This window comes from Kitasatospora sp. NPDC088351, assembly GCF_040685575.1.
Classification (GTDB): Bacteria; Actinomycetota; Actinomycetes; order Streptomycetales; family Streptomycetaceae; genus Kitasatospora.
Window position 1 is genome coordinate 1 of record NZ_JBFBIL010000009.1, and the last position, 15,081, is coordinate 15,081.

The following is a 15,081-nucleotide window of genomic DNA, read 5'->3' on the forward strand; positions in this document are numbered from 1 at the left end:
GCCGGCGACCGCGCCCCGAGTTTCGCGAGATGGAGTCACCGTGTCCTCGAACGTCTTCCGCAGCGGCATCGGACGGCTGCTCTTCGACCGGCCGGTCGTGCACCATCATCGATGCCTAGTCGTGACCGGCCCGGCGGCCCCTGGTGCAGCGTCAGTTGACGCCGCACGATACGGTGGCAGAACACCAGGACGGTTGCGCGAAGACCGTCTGTCACGGATAGTCTTCGCCTCACGGCCCTGGCGCCTCGTAGGGGTGGGAATACTGATGGAACAGATGCAAGTGCGGACTCGGCCCCGAGTGCCGGCGATCCAGTGCGGTGTCGGCGCGACCGGCCGCCGGATCGACCGCCACCTGGCTGTGCTCGGCGCGCCCGCACTCCCGGCGGTGGAGACCGCCGAGGCGGTCGGGTTGATAAGGGAACTGACGCCCCGCGGCGCCAGTGCCCCGACCGCCCGTCGCCGTCACGCGCGGGTGTCGCTGCTGACGCCGCTGCGCCGACTGCGCCGGAGCCTCTTCGGCGGGCGAGGCTAGGGCCCTCACGGCTCGCTGTCGCGCCGCTCGGCACGCGACCCGACGGACCTCCGGGACCGTCGGGTCTTCGGCGTGTCCGGATGTCTCCTTCGCGGGGCGCGGTGCCGGGTTGTTCCGGGGTTCCTGGAGGCTCCCGGGGGGCTGCTTCGGGCCGCCCGCGCGAGCCCGGTTCTCCGGGCGGAAAGGTCTGAACCTCTCAGCGTACGACACCTTGCCCACCTGGCACGGAGAGTCGGCGAGGCAGGTCATCGCACCCCCGGGCGTGGGCCAGGATGGCGTCATGGCGGACAACATCCACTCCACCCCCCTGCAATTCCCTTCCTCCTACTCCAGCACCTTTCACTCCACGACCTTCGAGATCACCACCGGCAGCCACGAGGTGGCGCTCGACATCACCGACCGCTGCGCGGAGTTCCTCAACGAGCAGGCGACCGGGCGCGACGGTCTGCTCAATGTCTTCGTACCGCACGCCACAGCGGGCATCGCCGTTCTGGAAACCGGTTCGGGCAGCGACGACGACTTCCTCGCCACCCTGCGCGAGCTGCTGCCCCCCGACGACCGCTGGCGCCACCGCCACGGCAGCCCCGGCCACGGCCGCGACCACGTGGTGCCCGGCCTGGTCGCCCCGCACGCCACCCTGCCGGTCATCGGCGGTCAACTGGCGCTCGGCATCTGGCAGTCCGTGGTCCTGATCGACACCAATGGCGACAACCCGCACCGGACGGTCCGGCTGTCCTTCCTGGGCTGACGCGCCACCGTTCGGCTGACGGGCTACCGCTGGATCGCGGTGTCCGGGGCGTCGGTGTTCCGGGCCCCGGTGTCCGAGAGAGCTGTAGTGCCGGACGGGCCTGCGGTGCCCGGCGTGGCCGGGGCGCCGGCCGGGGCGGTCGTGGCGGCAGTGCCGTCCGCGGCCGCCCCGGCGACCGCCGCGAGATAGCGCTCGATCGCCAGGTACTGGCAGAGCACCGCCACCGGGCGGCCCAGCCGCGCGTACCAGGCGGCGAGCCGGGAGAAGGCCGTGACCTCGAACCACACCTCGCCCGCCGCGTCCATGCTCACCAGGAACGCCTCCTCGCCGCACTCCGGGTGTCCCGGCAGCGTCCCGTACGCGAAGCCGATCCGGTCCGGCGCGGCCACCGTCCACACCACCCGGCAGGGGATCACCAGGTGCGGGCGCCGCAGCCCGGGCAGGCTCAGCCGCAGCAGCACGGTGGCGCCCTGCTCGGCGGGGGCGTACGGGTGGACGGCGAACCCGCTGCCCAGCTGGCTGCCCCAGCCGAGGACGTACCGTCCGGCCCGCTCCAGCACCTCCGGCCCGTGCCCGAGGTGGATCCGCCGCCGCAGCTGCGCGTACCCCGCGGGCAGTCGGGCGTCCCGGGTGGCACCCACCTCCGGGTAGTTGGGCGAGGCGGCGCGGGCGGCTTCAAGGCGCCGGTGGAGAGCGGTCGGCATGGGCCCCACCGTAGCGGGCGCGTTCGGCGGGTGAGGCGGTCGGTCCGGGTGGCGGGTCGCTGGGCCGAGCCCCGCCACCCGGGCCCGGACGACCTTGCGGGCAGGCGGGGGAGCGGAGTAGGAAGGCGGCATGAGCGAAGCGGTGGACACGGCGGGCGTGCTGAACGAGGACGACGGGCCGGTCTGTGCCCTGGCTCCCACCGGGGCGGAGGCGGCGCTGACGCGTGCCCCGGAGTCGGCCGGTCCGCGCGCGGACTGCGTGCTGTGCGGGGAGCCGACCGAACTGCCCGCCGACCACCCCGGCAGCACGCTCTGCCCCGTCTGCGCCTGGCAGCAGGCCCAGCGGATCGCCTGCACCGGCTGACGGACGCCCCGTGGTCCCATGGCCGCCTGTCCGTTACACCCGATGAGGTGCACCGGGCTGGCTCAGCCGTCGGTGTCGGGGAGCGGGCCGACCCTGGTCACGGCTCCGGTCCACCAGCCCGGTTGATCGGTGGCCGCCCAGTCGACGTCCAGCTCCCGGCAGGTGAGCTCCGCGGCCTTGAGCCGCATGGCGGCCTGAGCGGTCTCCGGCTCGCAGGAGACCGCAGGCCGATCGAGAGCGCCGTCGGCGATGCCCCGGGGGTTCTCGAAGTACACGGCGTAGCGCCAGCGGTCAGGGGTGCGGTACAGGACGAGCGTCCTCGGCGTCCCGAAAGTACGCCAGTACGGCTTTCGTGCGTTTCCCATGCCCGCACGGTATCGGTGCGGGTGCGGACTGCCCGCACCCCGGGCGGCCGGCCCGGAGATTACGCGGGCCGGCCGGCTCGGCGTCGCCCGCCCCTCAGGCGTCCTCCCGGCCGGCCAGGGCGAGGGTGGAGCCGTGACGACCCTTGCGGACCAGCAGCTGGGCCGGGATCCGGCTGCGCAGGTCGGCCACGTGGCTGACGATGCCGACCGCGCGATCCCGCTCCCGCAGCCCGTCGAGGACGTCCATCACCTCCTCCAGCGCCTGCTCGTCCAGCGTCCCGAAGCCCTCGTCGATGAAGAGGGTGTCCAGCGGCATCCCGCCGGCCTCGTCGGTCACCACGTCCGCGAGGCCGAGGGCCAGGGCGAGCGAGGCGAAGAAGCTCTCGCCGCCGGAGAGCGTCGCGGTGTCCCGCTCGGTGCCGGTCCAGGCGTCGACCACACGCAGCGCCAGGCCCGAGCGCTTGTTGCCGGTGCCCCGGTCGTCGCTGTGGACGAGGGTGTAGCGGCCGCCCGACATCCGCACCAGGCGATCGCTCGCCGCCGCCGCGACCTGCTCCAGCCGGGCCGCCAGGACGTACGACTCCAGGCGCATCCGCAGCCGGTTCTCGGTGGAGGTGCCGGCCGCCAGCGCGGCGAGCCGGTTGATCCGGCCGTAACGGACCAGGGCCGGGGCCAGCGAAGCGGCCAGCTCAGCCAGCCGCCGCCCGATCGCGGCCAGCGCCTCGCAGCGCTCGCGCGCCGCGGTCTGGGCGGCGTGCGCCCGGCGCAGCCGGTCGACGGCCTCCTGGAGCCGGGCCCGCGCGCCCGGCACGTCCGCCGGAGGGCGGGCCGCCGCCTCGACCAGCTCGGGCAGCGCGAGCTGCCGCTCCACCGCCGCCAGCTCGGCACGGTGCCGCTCCAGCCGGGCCTCCAGCCGCTCGCGCTCCTCCCGTCGCAGCAGGACGGCGGTGGCCTCCTCCGCGCTCGGGAACCCGGCCGCCACCGCGGCCCTGGCCAGCTCGTCGTCGGCGTTCTTCAGCCGGAGCGCCGCCTCCGTACCGGCCCGCGCGGCCGCGGCCAGCGCCGCCACGCCCCCGGTGAGCCGGGTGAGCGCCGCCGCCCGGTCGGCCACCGAGGGCGCGTCGCCCCGGGCGGCGGCCACCCGTTCGGCCAGGTCCGTCCGCTCGGTGCGGAGCGCCTGGATCCGGGCCGTGAGCGCGGCGCTGCGCTCACCGGCCTCGCGCAGTGCGGCGAGCCGGACGGTCTGCTCCCGCGTCAGCCGCTCGACCCGCTGGGTGACCGGGCCCAGCCCCTCCGCCACCCGCAGCGCCTCGCGGTGCTCCCGCTCCAGCGCGGTGAGCGCCTCCGCCAGCGTCTCCGTGCTCTCCGGCCCGGCCGCGCCGGCGGCGGTGGCCTCGCGGACCCGGAGCCCGGCCAGCTCCCGTTCGGCGGTGTCCGCGGCCTGCTCGGCCGCCGTCTGGGCCGCCCTGGCCCGCTCCTCGTCCTCCGCGCTGACCTGGCCGCCCGCGGGCCGGGCCGGCGCCGGGTGCTCCGGCGAGCCGCAGACCCGGCAGGACTCGCCGGGCCGCAGCTGTGCCGCCAGTTCGGCGGCCATGCCGCCGAGCCGGCGTTCACGCAGGTCCTGGTTGTGTTCGCGGGCGTCCAGCGCCCGGGCCCGCAGGGCCAGCGCCCGGGGCTCCGCGTCCCGGATCTCCGCGCGCAGTCCGTCCCGGCCGCGGGCGGCGGCCAGGCGGTCCGTCGCCTCGCCGCGCCGCGTGTCCACCTGCTCGACCCGCGCACCCGCGGCCCGGGCCGCGGACTGCTCCTCCTGCAACGTGGCGAGCCGGCCGTCGAAGCCGTCCAGCCACTCACCCGCCTCCTCGGCCAGCTCCTCGGCCCGCTGCCGGTCGGCGTCCAGCGCCCGCTCCTGGTGCCCGAGCTCGGCGCACCGCCGCTCGTCGGCCTGCGCCGCCTCCAGCCGGACCACCTCGGCCCGCAGCCGGAGCTCGGCCTGCGCCAGCTCCTCGGCCTCCGCATGGGCGAGCGCCGGGCCCGTGCCGGCCATGACGCGGGCCTCGTCCGGGCCGTAGGCCTTGTCCGGCCCGGCCGCCCCGTCGGGGACACGCTCCCCGCCCGGGACGCGTGCCGTCTCCGGGATGCGCGCCAGCGCCGCGCGGTGGCGCCGCTCCTCGTCGCCCGCCACGCGGTAGGCCTCGGCGGCGGCCTCGCGCAGCCGTAGCACCGACTCCACGCCGACGGCCGCCTGCGCGGCGGCCAGCCTCCGCCGGTCGCGCCCCAGCGCCGCCTCGCCCTCGGCGAGCCGGGCGGCCTGGAGCGCCGCCTCCTGGTGGCGCCGCTGCCGGCCGGCCAGCTCCTCGGCGGCCTCCCGCGCCAGCTGCGCCTCCCGGTGGCCGGCCTCGGCCCCGGCCAGCGCGGCATCGGCGACCGCGAGCTGTTCGGCGGCGCCGCTGCGTAGCATGGCGGCCCAGCCGAGCACCCCGCCGGCGAGATCGGTGCCGGACCGCGTGGGCTCGTCCTCGGCGGGTACCCAGCCCTCGGCGGGCTCGGCCGCCGGGCCGGCCGCCTGTTCGGCCTTGCTGGCCAAGTCCCGAAGGCTCCGCTGCCCGGACTGGACGGCGGCCTCCTGGGCCCTGCGCTGTTCGGCCAGCCAGGACTCGACCTGCCCGAACCGCTCGGTGTCGAACAGCCGGCTCAGCAGCTTGCCCCGCTCCACGGCGTCCGCGCGCAGGAAGCGTGCGAAGTCGCCCTGCGGCAGCAGCACCACCTGGCAGAACTGCTCCCGGCTCATCCCGATCAGCCGGTGGATCTCCTCGCCGGCCTCCTGGTGCGATTTGCTGACCGCCTGCCAGCCGGGTGCGCCCCCGCCCGCGTCGGCCGTCCACTCGCGCAGCAGGGTCTGGGCCCGCTCGACCGTCGTCCCCGTGCCGACCTTCTTCGGCCGTCGCTGCTCCGGGAGCCGGGTGATCTCCAGCCGCCGCCCGCCGAGCGTCAGCTCCAGCCTGACCTCGGTCAGCCGCCGCGGGTCGGCGTGGTCGCTGCGCAGCCGGCTGGCCCGGCGGGCGCCGGGCACCTCGCCGTAGAGGGCGAAGCAGACCGCGTCCAGCACGCTGCTCTTGCCCGCGCCGGTGGCACCGCGCAGCAGGAAGAGCCCGCCGGCGGAGAGGGCGTCGAAGTCGACCGTCTCGGCGCCGGCGAACGGGCCGAAGGCGGTGACGGTCAGCCTGTGCAGTCTCATCGGGGCAGCTCCGCCTTCCGGTCGGTGGTCTCCCGGACGCTCTCGAAGCCCTCGCGCAGCCAGCCCAGCTCGTCCCCGTCCGGTTCGGAGCCCGGGCGGACGTGGCGGAGGAAGCCCTCGGCGATCTCCAGATCCGCGCGCCTGCTCACCCGGGCCGCGTACGACTGCGAGGGCGCCGCCTCGGCCTCCTCGGGGTCGAAGAGCAGTTGCAGGGTGTGGGGGAAGCGCCGGCGCAGCTTCTCCATCGGCTCGGCGGGGCGGCCCGGGTCGGTCAGGGTCGCCTGTACCCAGGACTGCTCGAACGGCGCGTACCTCTCGTCGGACAGCAGCTCGTCGAGCCTTCCGCGCAGGCAGGCCAGCGGGCGCGGCCGCGGGCAGTCGATCCGCTCGGCGGCCACCGAACCGTCCGCGGCGAGGTCGACCAGCCACATCGTCTTGCGCTGGGCGGCCTCGGAGAAGGAGTAGGCGAGCGGGGATCCGCTGTAGCGCAGGTGCGGGGCGAGGGTCTGGCAGCCGTGCAGGTGGCCGAGCGCGGCGTAGTGCACACCGTCGAAGACCGAGGCGGGCACGGAGGCGACGCCGCCCACCGCGATGTCCCGCTCGCTGTCGCTGGGCGCGCCGCCGGTGACGAAGGCGTGCGCCAGCACCACCGCCCTGGTACCGGCCGGGCGGGCCGCCAGGTCGGCTCTGACCTGGTCCATCGCCGCGCCGAGCACCGCCGCGTGGCCGCCGCGCTCCAGCCCGAAGCGCTCCCGGACCAGCGTCGGCTCCAGGTACGGGAGCCCGTAGACGGCGACCGGCCCGTGCGGGTCCGCCAGCAGCACGGGCACCGCGCACTCGCCGGGGTCGGTGCGCAGATGGACGCCCGCCCGGCCGATCAGCCCGGCGCCCACCCCCAGGCGGCGGGCCGAGTCGTGGTTGCCGCTGATGAACACCGTCGGCACGCCGAGCCCGGCCAGCCGGTGCAGCACGTCGTCGAACATGGCGACCGCCTCCAGGCCCGGCAGCGCACGGTCGTACACGTCGCCGGCGACCAGCACGGCGTCCACGCGCTCGGCCCGGACCACCGCCACGAGGTGGTCCAGGAAGGCGCGCTGGGCGTCGTGCAGGCTCTCCCGGTGGAACGAACGCCCGAGATGCCAGTCGGAGGTATGCAGCAGTCGCATGGTCCCCGACCCTAACGTCCGTCACCGACAACCCGGCCCGGAACTGGGATCCCGCCCGTTCCACCGGCCTGCCGGGAATCGCTCTGGGTGGATTGTCGGTGACGGTGTGTAGGTTCTCGATCGTCGGTCGCCCGCGGGATTCCGGGGCGGCCGTGAGAGATGCGAGAAGAGAGAGGGAAGCCATGTCCGTTCGGTCCCGGTACATCGAGTTCTCCGGTCCGGTCGGCCCTGCCGGTTCCGACCGGTACCGGGCGGCGGTGCCGACGGGGAGGCGGGGTCTGCCGCGGGTTCGGGTGCACGCCGGGCAGCGCCCGGGCCCGGGCGGGCCGGGGGGTGGCCTGCCCGGCGGCGGTGCCTCGTCGGGTGGTGGGCCTCCGGCCGGGGGTCCTCCGCGCGGGGGCGGGGCGGGCGGGCCCGGCGGGCGTGCGCGTCGCCGGGGTGGCGGCTCGCGGGGCGCGCCGCCCCCGGAGCCGGTGGCCCTCGCGGTGGCCGCCCGGGCCGCCGACTTCGTGGGCCTGGCCCGGTACGGGCTGTTCGGCACCGCCCCCTACCGGGAGTACCTGCGGCGGACGGAGAGCCGGCTCCGAGCGCTGCGCGGGCAGGGGGTGGAGGTGCACCTGCGGGTGTTCGACGCGGCCGACTACGAGGACTACTGCGAGGCGTTCGGCCTCGACCCCGGTGAGGCGGCCGCCCGGGTCGCGTACGCGGCCGATCCGGAGCTGGCCGGGGAGCCCTTCGTGTACGCGGGGGAGCGGCTGGCCGAGTTGCTTCCGGTACTGGTCGACGACCACCGGGCCAGGGTGCGGATCTCGGTCGCCGGCGAGGCGCTGCTGGACGCGGTCGGCGACGGCCCGTACGGGCAGCGGCGGCTGGTGGCGGTGATGAGGTTCGTCACCGCCGCCTACCTGGCACTGGCCGGGGGCGCGGGCGAGGGCTGCCACCTGCTGACGCTGCGCTGCCACGGCCCGGAGGACGGCGAAGAGCTCACCGCCGCGGCGGACGTCCGTGTCGAGGGCGGTCGGCTCGTCGGCACGGGGCGGGACGCGGAGGCGTTCTGCGTCACGCTGGCCGCGGGCGTGGCCGCGCGCGGCTCCGGCGCGCTGCTGCTGCACGGCGACCCGGCCGCGTCCGCCGGACCGCAGGTGCGCGGCTGGGCGCTGGCGGGCGGGCGGTTGCGGCCGATGGCCGTCCAGGAGGTGGCCGACTCGCTCACCGACGACGCCGACCGGGGGCTGCCCTTCCCGCCGGGAGCCGTGCCGCTGCCGGGCTTCCCGCTGCCGGACGGCCCGTCGGCGGCGGGGCCGTCCGGGGCCGAGGACGGCGGTGAGCCCCTGGGCTGACCAGCCGGTTCTGGCTCGGGTGTCCACCAAGCGGCGCTGGGGACTGTTCATCGACCGCCTGTTCGGGGAAGATTTCGGGGAAGATCAACAGGAGGAGCGGGCGGTGCCCCATGCCGCCGCTCCCGAAGCTCTGCCCCGAACCGCGTACCGCAGGTCTCCCCGCGCACCGCCGGTCCGGCGAGCCCGACACGGAGAGGGGGACGCATGGGCCGGATCGAGTTCAGCGCGGAGATCGCCGAGCTGCTCGGCAAGGTGCGGCGGCGTCCCACCGCGGGCTGGCCGTGGCGACCGGGGGAGCCGGTGCCCGCCGGGCTGCCGGTGAAGCAGTCGTGGGGGTGGCTGTTCGCCCCCGACGGCCGGGTGCTGACCCTGGTCAACCCCCGGGACGGCATCGTCTCGCTCCCCGGCGGTTCACTGGAACCGGAGGACACCGGCGATCCGGGCTCGGCGCTGGCACGGGAGGCGGCCGAGGAGGCCCAGGCCGTGATCGGCGCGCCCTACTACCTGGGCTACCTCTACGACCGGGTCGGCTCGGCCAACGGCGGGCACGAGTGCGCGCGGGTCCGGATGGCCGCCGCGCTGCGCGCCGTCGGCCCCAGCGCCGCGGACCCGGCCTCGGGCCGGCACTACCGGCGGCTGCTGGTCGCGCCCGGCCTCGCCGTCGAACTTCTCGGCTGGGGCGGGCCCGGGCTGCGTCAGGCCCGGTCGGCGGTGTCCGCCGCCGTCCAGTGGCTGGGTGTGCCCGCCGCCGCCAACGAGACGATCGAGGAACTGCCGGCCGGGGGCGCCGTGGTGTTCCCCGGCACCGCCCACTCGGGCACCGTCTACCCGGCCGGAGGCTGAGCCGGTGACGCTGCCGACGCCGGAACCGCGGGCTGCCGGGCAACCGGCCGCGTCGTCGTCCCCGGGCGCGGAGTGGGGCGAGGAGCCGGCCGCGCCGTCGCTCCCGGACGGGCAGCCGGACGCGCAACCCGGCACGGCCGGGGACCGGCGCGGGCTGTTCCACCACGTCGAGCTGTGGGTGGACGACCTCGCCACCGCCGAGGCGCAGTGGGCCCCGGTCCTGCTCGCCCTCGGCTGCGAGCCGTTCCAGCACTGGCCAGCCGGCCGCAGCTGGCGCCTCGGCGCCGCGTACCTGGTGATCGAGCAGTCGCCCGCCCTGCTGCCGGGCGGCCACCAGCGCCTGCGCGCCGGGCTCAACCACCTCGCCGTGCACGGCTCACGCGAGGCGGTGGCCGCCGCGCTCTCCGCCGGCTGGACGGTACGTGTCGACACCGGTGAGGCCGCGCACCTGATCGACGGTCAGGGCTTCGAGCTTGAGGTCGTCTACCGTGCCGCGCCCGCCGACCCCTCGGGCGCGACCCCCGGCGCGAACGGCGCGAACGGGGTCTGACCAGCGCGGAAGCGCCCGTGCGGGATCCAATTCACCCCGTCGTTATCAGACTGTTCGTCAATATCCTTGGCATGACCACTTCCCGGGGAAGCTACTGCCTGGTATCACTTCTGTGACCCTCGTCACTCCAGGAGACTTCATGCTGCGCCCCACTCGTGTCATGTCGACTTCCGCCCTCGCGGCGGCCCTCACCCTGACCACCTTCTTCGCCGCCTCGTCAGCCGGCGCGGCCACCGTCAACTACGTCGCGCTGGGGGACTCGTACTCCGCCGGCGTCGGCGCCGGCGGCTACACCAGCGAGAGCGGAAGCTGCAAGCGGAGCACCAACGCGTACCCCTACCTCTGGAAGAACGCGCACTCCCCGTCCTCCTTCTCCTTCGTGGCCTGCTCCGGTGCCAAAACCGGTGACGTGCTCAACAACCAGCTGTCGGCGCTGACCTCCGGCACCACGCTGGTCAGCATCAGCATCGGCGGCAACGACGCGGGCTTCGCCGGCACCATGCAGACCTGCGTGCTGGACTCGGAGAGCGCCTGCCTCAGCGCCGTCGCCACCGCGAAGAACTACGCCACCAACACCCTGCCCGCCCAGCTCGACCGGGTGTACTCGGCCATCCACGCCAAGGCCCCCAACGCCCGCGTGGTGGTGCTGGGTTACCCGCACCTGTACAAGATCGGCGGCAGCTGCATCTTCGGCATCGGCGACACCAAGCGCGCCGCCATCAACAGCGCGGCCGACGCGCTCGACGGCGTCCTCGCCAAGCGCGCCGCCAACGCCGGTTTCGCCTTCGGCGACGTCCGCAGCATCTTCACCGAGCACGAGATCTGCGGCTCCAGCACCACCTGGCTGAACAGCACCACCCTCCCCGTCGACGAGAGCTACCACCCCAAGGCCTCCGGCCAGTCCGGCGGCTACCTGCCCGTCTTCTCCGCGCAGGTGTAGCACCCCCGCTCCGCCGGTCCTCCCCCTCCCCCCGAAGGGGGCGGGCCGGCGGAGCGTCACCAGGCCCTACGCCCTCGGCCGCGGGTTCGGCGGGAACGGAATCCCGGCGAGGACGGGCAGCAGGGATTCCTCCTCATAGGCCAGATGCGCCTCCAGCACCACGACCGGCAACACCCGTGCGGTGTGCGCCCGGTAGTCGCCGTACCCCGGTGCCGCCCGGACCACGGCCTCGAACAGCCGGTCCCGCCGCGCACCCTCGGCCGGTACCGCGATCGCGTCGAACACCTCCGTTCCGAGCTCCACCCGCACCACCGGGCGGGCGAGCAGATTGCGGTACCAGTGCGGGTGCTCCGGCGCCCCGGCCGCCGACGCGACGACCAGCAGCAGCCCGTCGGCCCGGACGTACCCGAGCGGCACCGTGTGCGGGCGGCCCGACCTCGCGCCGGTGGTGGTCAGCAACAGCAGGTCACCCCCCTCGAAGGGGCCGCCGACCCGGCCGCCGTTGGCGCGGAATTCCTCGATGATCGCTTCATTGAAAGACATGGGCATACGTGTGTGTGAAGTCTCCGGAAAAGGGGAGCCGAGGCCGCGGACAGAACGGCGCACGCACGCGACGGAACGACAACGAGGCGGGCGCGCGCAGGCACTGCTGCGACCGCTTGCGTCAGATCAGGGGAGCGGAGTGAGAACTCATCGCGCATCGTCCCTCGGTGAAAGGTGCTCGCCCGGTCACCGGCCGGCCCACATCTCTTTGGCCGGCGCCACGCTGCACGCCCCCATTGGAGTCACCCCACCCACCGCCTGTCAACGAGCGTGATCACGCCGGATGGCCGTCCCGTCGGTGGCCCGGGGATTCTCGCGGGCGCGTGTCGCCGGGGTTTTCGGCCCGGTCGAACCAGTGGTCCGCCGGTGGCGAGGGCGGAATGCTGCCGGGCTCCGGGATCACCTCCGCGGCCCGAACGGCCGCGGCCCCGGCCGACGTGGTGTCGGGCCGGGGCCGCGGTAGGGCTTGTTCGGGACCGCTCAGGCGCACTTCGTGGTGCGGTTGGCGAGCGCGACCCCGGTGACCTTGTCGCCGTCCACGGTGAACTCGTACTGCCAGCCCGGCTTGCCCTCGACCGGCAGCTGGAACTTGCCGCTCTTGGCCAACTCCAGGCCCTTGGCGCCGTAGGCCTGCTTGAGCGCGTCCACGGTCGAACCGGCGCCGATGCCCTCGGCGGTCCGGGCGTCCGCCGGAGCGACCAGCTCGCGCAGTCCGTCGACGCCGAAGGAGACCCGCCCGGCGGTCAGGAACGCCGCGTCCCGGGCCTCGCGGGCCACCATCAGCTGGGCGGTGGACATCGTCGCGTCCGCGATCGTCTTGGCGTCGGCCGCGGAGTTCTTGGCCGAGCCGTACGCGCCCGCGGCGAACTCGGCCGCCTCCTTCGCCGAGGCGTTCGGCGGGAGGGTCGAGCCGGCGGCGGGCTTCTTGAGCGCGTCCGCCTTGGCGTTCAGGTCCTTGTAGGTGGCCTCGGTGGCCGCCTCGGAGGCCATCCGGGCGGCGTCCGGCGCCGGGCCGCCCTTGTAGGCGAAGTCGGTGCAGCCGTCGAGCAGCGACACCGGCGCGGGCTCCAGCGCGCCGGTCGCCAGTGCCGCGTCCTTCGCGATACCCGGCGTCAGGCCGCGGTAGCCGGCGGCGCCGAACGCCACCGGCGTCGGCGTCGCGCTCGCCGGGGCGGTCGCGCTCGCGGCGGCGCCGGTCCGGGCGGCGGCCGCTCCCGTGGCCTTCGAGTCGGTGGCGTCGTCGTTACAGGCCGACGCGCCGACGACGACCAGCGCGACCGTCAGCCCGGCGCCCGCCAGGCGCCGCAGTGCGGGGTTCTTCCCCAAGTCGATCTCCCCCTTCGTTCCGCAGGACACGGTAGCGAAGCTGCGTGGACGATCCACATCGGGTCCCGGGTGGACGCATCCGCTGGTCCGCCAACTCGGCTTCCGTCGAGGTGAGTTGATGGCCACCCCGCACGCTGTCCCCGGCCCCGGTGAGGGAGATCACACCCGCCGCGCCGACCCGCGCGCCACCGTTCAGCACTTATCCCGGACGTGGCGGTCGAACTCCTCGATCGCCCAGGTCCTGCCGCCCGCCCAGACCTGGCCGGGTTTCAGGCCGGAGATGTCCAGTGAGGTGAAGCTGACCGAGGAGTAGGCCGGTTCGGTGGTGCGGACCTCGACGTAGTAAGAGGTCCCGTCGGTGAGCGGTGGTGGCGTGGCGCCCTTGGCCGACCAGCCGGCCGGCGGCTGGAACAGCGGGAACGAGGTGGCCCTGTGGGCTTTCTGCGGTGTCAAGCTGAGCCACGAGTCGCTGCGGTGTTCCGAGACGGTGATGTAAGCGTAGGCCTCGTCGCCACAGGTCCGCAGCAGCACCACGGGCTGGCCGTTTTCGACGGTGATGCCGGTGATACTCCGCTCCGGTGGGGTGCAGCCGCCCAGCAGCAGCACCGCCACGACCGACCCCAGCCCCCAGTACAGCGTGTGAACTCCCCGATCCCTCATGCGCATGAGTCTGGCCAGGGCGGATCGCGCTTCGGCCACGGAGGGGATACACCTGGATACCGGAGGCGAGTGCGGCGGGGCCGCGAAATCCCTGATGGCAGGGGCCGGGGGCCGTTGAGGCCCGGAGCCGTGGCCGGACACCGCGGTGGGATCCCGGCCGGGCGGAGTGCCCGTGCGGACGACGACCGCGACAGCCAGGTCCTGGGGAGGATCGCCGGGCGCGTCCAGGCACGGATCGAGGAGGTCAGCAGCCCGTGTCCGGGTAGCGGTCCGCCAGGGCCGCGACCGTGCGGGCGACGGCCGCGCGCAGTCCGGGCGGGCCCAGGACCTCGGCCTCCGCGCCGAGTCGGAGCAGGTCGCCGACCGCGACGGACTCCGTCTCGACGGGCAGGTCCGCCTCCACCCAGCCGGCCCCGTCCGGCTGGGAGGCCCCTTCCAGCGCGCGCAGACCCGCCGAGCCGAACTGGGCCGGCAGCAGCTTCTGCGCGAGCGGGGAGAGCCGGACCCGGGCCGTCTGCTGGTGGCAGGCGGCCTCCAGCCGCCGGGACGACTCCTGCCAGTAGGCGGCCAGATCGAAGCCGGGGGGCCGATGGAAGGCGTCCGGCCGTTCGGGGGCGTCCGGCTCCGTCTCCACGGCCAGGAATCGGGAGATCCGGTACGTCCGGACGGTTTCGCCGGCCCGCGCGACCAGATACCAGATGCCGCCCTTGAGGACCAGGCCGAGCGGGTGCAGCTCGCGGTCCACCTCGCCGCGCCAGCGGCGGTAGCGGGTGCGCAGCGGGCGCTGCTCCCAGACGGCTTCGGCGATCTGCGCGAGGTGCGGCACCGGGTCGGCCTCCCGGAACCAGGCGGGCGCGTCCAGGTGGAAGCGGTCCTGGATGTGCCGGGCGCGCCCGGCCAGTTCGGCGGGGAGGGCGGCCTGGAGCTTGAGCTGGGCGGCGGCGAGGTCGGCGCCGAGGCCGAGCTCCCGCGCCGGGCCGGGTGCGCCGGCCAGAAACAGCGACCCGGCCTGGGCATCGGTGAGCCCGGTGAGCCGGGTGCGATAGCCGTCCAGCAGCCGGTAACCGCCCTCGGGGCCGCGGTCGGCGCAGACCGGGACACCGGACGCGCCGAGGGCCTCGATGTCGCGGTAGACGGTGCGGACCGAAACCTCCAGCTCGCGGGCGAGTTCGGGGGCGGTCATCCGGCCACGGGTCTGGAGCAGCAGGAGGAGGGAGAGGAGCCGGTCGGCGCGCATGGGGCCATTGTGTCGCCCGTACCTGACACGAGGTGTCAGGTACGGGCGGGAAGCTGATCACGCCTCGCCGCACGGATCAGGCCGTGCGGCGGATCGAAAGGAACGCGCATGCCCACGCAGACCAGCGGCCGGTTCACCTTCGCCAACTGGGAGGAGGCCCCGGTCGGCCCGGCCGACGGAACGCCGAGGCTCGCCCATGCCTCCGTCGCCAACAGCTTCACCGGGGGCATCGAAGCGGCCGGTACCACCTGCGAGTACGCCATCGTGTATGTCGGGGAGAGCGTCGGCACGTTCACCGGCATGGAGGTTGTGACGGGTGCCGTCGACGGCCGCAAGGGCTCGTTCGCGCTGGAGGAGCGCGGCACCTTCGACGCGGAGGCCACCCGCTGCACCTTCGAGGTGGTGCCGGGCTCGGGCACGGGCGAACTGGCCGGCCTGCGCGGGACGGGGAGCTTCACCTCCCGCCACGGCACGCCCGCCGTCGAGTACACCTTCGGGTACGAGCTGGGCTGACCGCCCGGCGGTGCC

General features: G+C 75.0%; 15 protein-coding genes and 1 pseudogene. 8 read left to right on the forward strand and 8 right to left on the reverse strand.

Going from position 1 to position 15,081, the window contains the following annotated elements:
* The first annotated feature begins 265 nt into the window (after positions 1-265).
* On the forward strand, positions 266-532 hold the full coding sequence (locus tag AB0P06_RS09425) for a hypothetical protein (RefSeq protein WP_363606336.1): 267 nt from the start codon (positions 266-268) through the stop codon (positions 530-532).
* Between the two features lie 280 nt (positions 533-812).
* Positions 813-1,280: a YjbQ family protein gene (locus AB0P06_RS09430; RefSeq protein WP_363606338.1), complete on the forward strand. Its 468-nt coding sequence runs from the start codon at positions 813-815 to the stop codon at positions 1,278-1,280.
* Positions 1,281-1,303: 23 nt separating this feature from the next.
* Here AB0P06_RS09430 and AB0P06_RS09435 read toward each other — a convergent pair whose 3' ends face one another.
* Entirely contained in the window at positions 1,304-1,984 is a 681-nt protein-coding gene (locus AB0P06_RS09435; protein WP_363606340.1) for a DUF1990 domain-containing protein, read from the reverse strand.
* A gap of 130 nt (positions 1,985-2,114) precedes the next feature.
* Between AB0P06_RS09435 and AB0P06_RS09440 the strand changes: the two genes are divergently transcribed.
* Positions 2,115-2,348, forward strand: a complete 234-nt coding sequence (locus AB0P06_RS09440) for a hypothetical protein (protein ID WP_363606341.1) — start codon at positions 2,115-2,117, stop codon at positions 2,346-2,348.
* A gap of 62 nt (positions 2,349-2,410) precedes the next feature.
* Here the strand turns inward: AB0P06_RS09440 and AB0P06_RS09445 are convergent, their stop codons facing one another.
* From AB0P06_RS09445 to AB0P06_RS09455, 3 genes are all read right to left on the reverse strand, one after another.
* Positions 2,411-2,713, reverse strand: coding sequence for a hypothetical protein (locus AB0P06_RS09445; RefSeq protein ID WP_363606342.1), 303 nt, complete (start codon positions 2,711-2,713; stop codon positions 2,411-2,413).
* A 94-nt stretch (positions 2,714-2,807) separates the two neighbouring features.
* Positions 2,808-5,948 (reverse strand): SMC family ATPase, encoded by a 3,141-nt coding sequence (locus tag AB0P06_RS09450; RefSeq protein ID WP_363606343.1) that lies wholly within the window; start codon positions 5,946-5,948, stop codon positions 2,808-2,810.
* Complete coding sequence (locus AB0P06_RS09455; protein WP_363606344.1) at positions 5,945-7,114, reverse strand: exonuclease SbcCD subunit D; 1,170 nt, start codon at positions 7,112-7,114, stop codon at positions 5,945-5,947. Before AB0P06_RS09455 ends, AB0P06_RS09450 begins: the two co-directional genes overlap by 4 nt.
* A 473-nt stretch (positions 7,115-7,587) precedes the next feature.
* Here AB0P06_RS09455 and AB0P06_RS09460 point away from each other — a divergent pair, with 473 nt between their 5' ends.
* The 4 genes from AB0P06_RS09460 (at position 7,588) to AB0P06_RS09475 (ending at position 10,787) form a co-directional block, all read left to right on the forward strand.
* The gene (locus tag AB0P06_RS09460) at positions 7,588-8,454 is read left to right on the forward strand and encodes a hypothetical protein (protein WP_363606346.1); all 867 of its coding nucleotides are present in this window, start codon (positions 7,588-7,590) and stop codon (positions 8,452-8,454) included.
* Positions 8,455-8,658: 204 nt separating this feature from the next.
* Complete coding sequence (locus AB0P06_RS09465; RefSeq protein WP_363606348.1) at positions 8,659-9,297, forward strand: hypothetical protein; 639 nt, start codon at positions 8,659-8,661, stop codon at positions 9,295-9,297.
* A 4-nt stretch (positions 9,298-9,301) separates the two neighbouring features.
* Positions 9,302-9,847, forward strand: a complete 546-nt coding sequence (locus AB0P06_RS09470; protein ID WP_363606349.1) for a glyoxalase — start codon at positions 9,302-9,304, stop codon at positions 9,845-9,847.
* 160 nt (positions 9,848-10,007) lie between these two features.
* Entirely contained in the window at positions 10,008-10,787 is a 780-nt protein-coding gene (locus AB0P06_RS09475; RefSeq protein WP_363606350.1) for an SGNH/GDSL hydrolase family protein, read from the forward strand.
* A 150-nt stretch (positions 10,788-10,937) separates the two neighbouring features.
* On the opposite strand, the pseudogene AB0P06_RS09480 reads toward AB0P06_RS09475, so the two are convergent.
* The 4 genes and pseudogenes from AB0P06_RS09480 to AB0P06_RS09495 form a co-directional block, all read right to left on the reverse strand.
* Positions 10,938-11,336 (reverse strand): annotated as a pseudogene (locus AB0P06_RS09480) (nitroreductase family deazaflavin-dependent oxidoreductase); the annotation flags it as partial.
* A 474-nt stretch (positions 11,337-11,810) separates the two neighbouring features.
* Positions 11,811-12,656: a hypothetical protein gene (locus tag AB0P06_RS09485; protein ID WP_363606351.1), complete on the reverse strand. Its 846-nt coding sequence runs from the start codon at positions 12,654-12,656 to the stop codon at positions 11,811-11,813.
* A gap of 192 nt (positions 12,657-12,848) precedes the next feature.
* The gene (locus AB0P06_RS09490; protein ID WP_363606353.1) at positions 12,849-13,316 is read right to left on the reverse strand and encodes a hypothetical protein; all 468 of its coding nucleotides are present in this window, start codon (positions 13,314-13,316) and stop codon (positions 12,849-12,851) included.
* Positions 13,317-13,560: 244 nt separating this feature from the next.
* Positions 13,561-14,553: a WYL domain-containing protein gene (locus tag AB0P06_RS09495; protein ID WP_363606354.1), complete on the reverse strand. Its 993-nt coding sequence runs from the start codon at positions 14,551-14,553 to the stop codon at positions 13,561-13,563.
* A gap of 108 nt (positions 14,554-14,661) precedes the next feature.
* On the opposite strand from AB0P06_RS09495, the gene AB0P06_RS09500 reads away from it, so the two are divergent.
* A complete protein-coding gene (locus AB0P06_RS09500) occupies positions 14,662-15,066 on the forward strand; it encodes a DUF3224 domain-containing protein (protein ID WP_363606356.1) in 405 nt (134 codons plus the stop codon).
* Positions 15,067-15,081: the final 15 nt, after the last annotated feature.

Excerpts from the sequence above, each read along its gene's own strand:
- AB0P06_RS09450 (WP_363606343.1), bottom strand. The coding sequence starts at position 5,948 with ATGAGACTGCACAGGCTGACCGTCACCGCCTTCGGCCCGTTCGCCGGC.
- AB0P06_RS09490 (WP_363606353.1), bottom strand. The coding sequence starts at position 13,316 with ATGAGGGATCGGGGAGTTCACACGCTGTACTGGGGGCTGGGGTCGGTC.
- AB0P06_RS09475 (WP_363606350.1), top strand. The coding sequence starts at position 10,008 with ATGTCGACTTCCGCCCTCGCGGCGGCCCTCACCCTGACCACCTTCTTC.
- AB0P06_RS09435 (WP_363606340.1), bottom strand. The coding sequence starts at position 1,984 with ATGCCGACCGCTCTCCACCGGCGCCTTGAAGCCGCCCGCGCCGCCTCG.
- AB0P06_RS09495 (WP_363606354.1), bottom strand. The coding sequence starts at position 14,553 with ATGCGCGCCGACCGGCTCCTCTCCCTCCTCCTGCTGCTCCAGACCCGT.
- AB0P06_RS09500 (WP_363606356.1), top strand. The coding sequence starts at position 14,662 with ATGCCCACGCAGACCAGCGGCCGGTTCACCTTCGCCAACTGGGAGGAG.
- AB0P06_RS09425 (WP_363606336.1), top strand. The coding sequence starts at position 266 with ATGGAACAGATGCAAGTGCGGACTCGGCCCCGAGTGCCGGCGATCCAG.
- AB0P06_RS09440 (WP_363606341.1), top strand. The coding sequence starts at position 2,115 with ATGAGCGAAGCGGTGGACACGGCGGGCGTGCTGAACGAGGACGACGGG.
- AB0P06_RS09430 (WP_363606338.1), top strand. The coding sequence starts at position 813 with ATGGCGGACAACATCCACTCCACCCCCCTGCAATTCCCTTCCTCCTAC.
- AB0P06_RS09455 (WP_363606344.1), bottom strand. The coding sequence starts at position 7,114 with ATGCGACTGCTGCATACCTCCGACTGGCATCTCGGGCGTTCGTTCCAC.
- AB0P06_RS09445 (WP_363606342.1), bottom strand. The coding sequence starts at position 2,713 with ATGGGAAACGCACGAAAGCCGTACTGGCGTACTTTCGGGACGCCGAGG.
- AB0P06_RS09465 (WP_363606348.1), top strand. The coding sequence starts at position 8,659 with ATGGGCCGGATCGAGTTCAGCGCGGAGATCGCCGAGCTGCTCGGCAAG.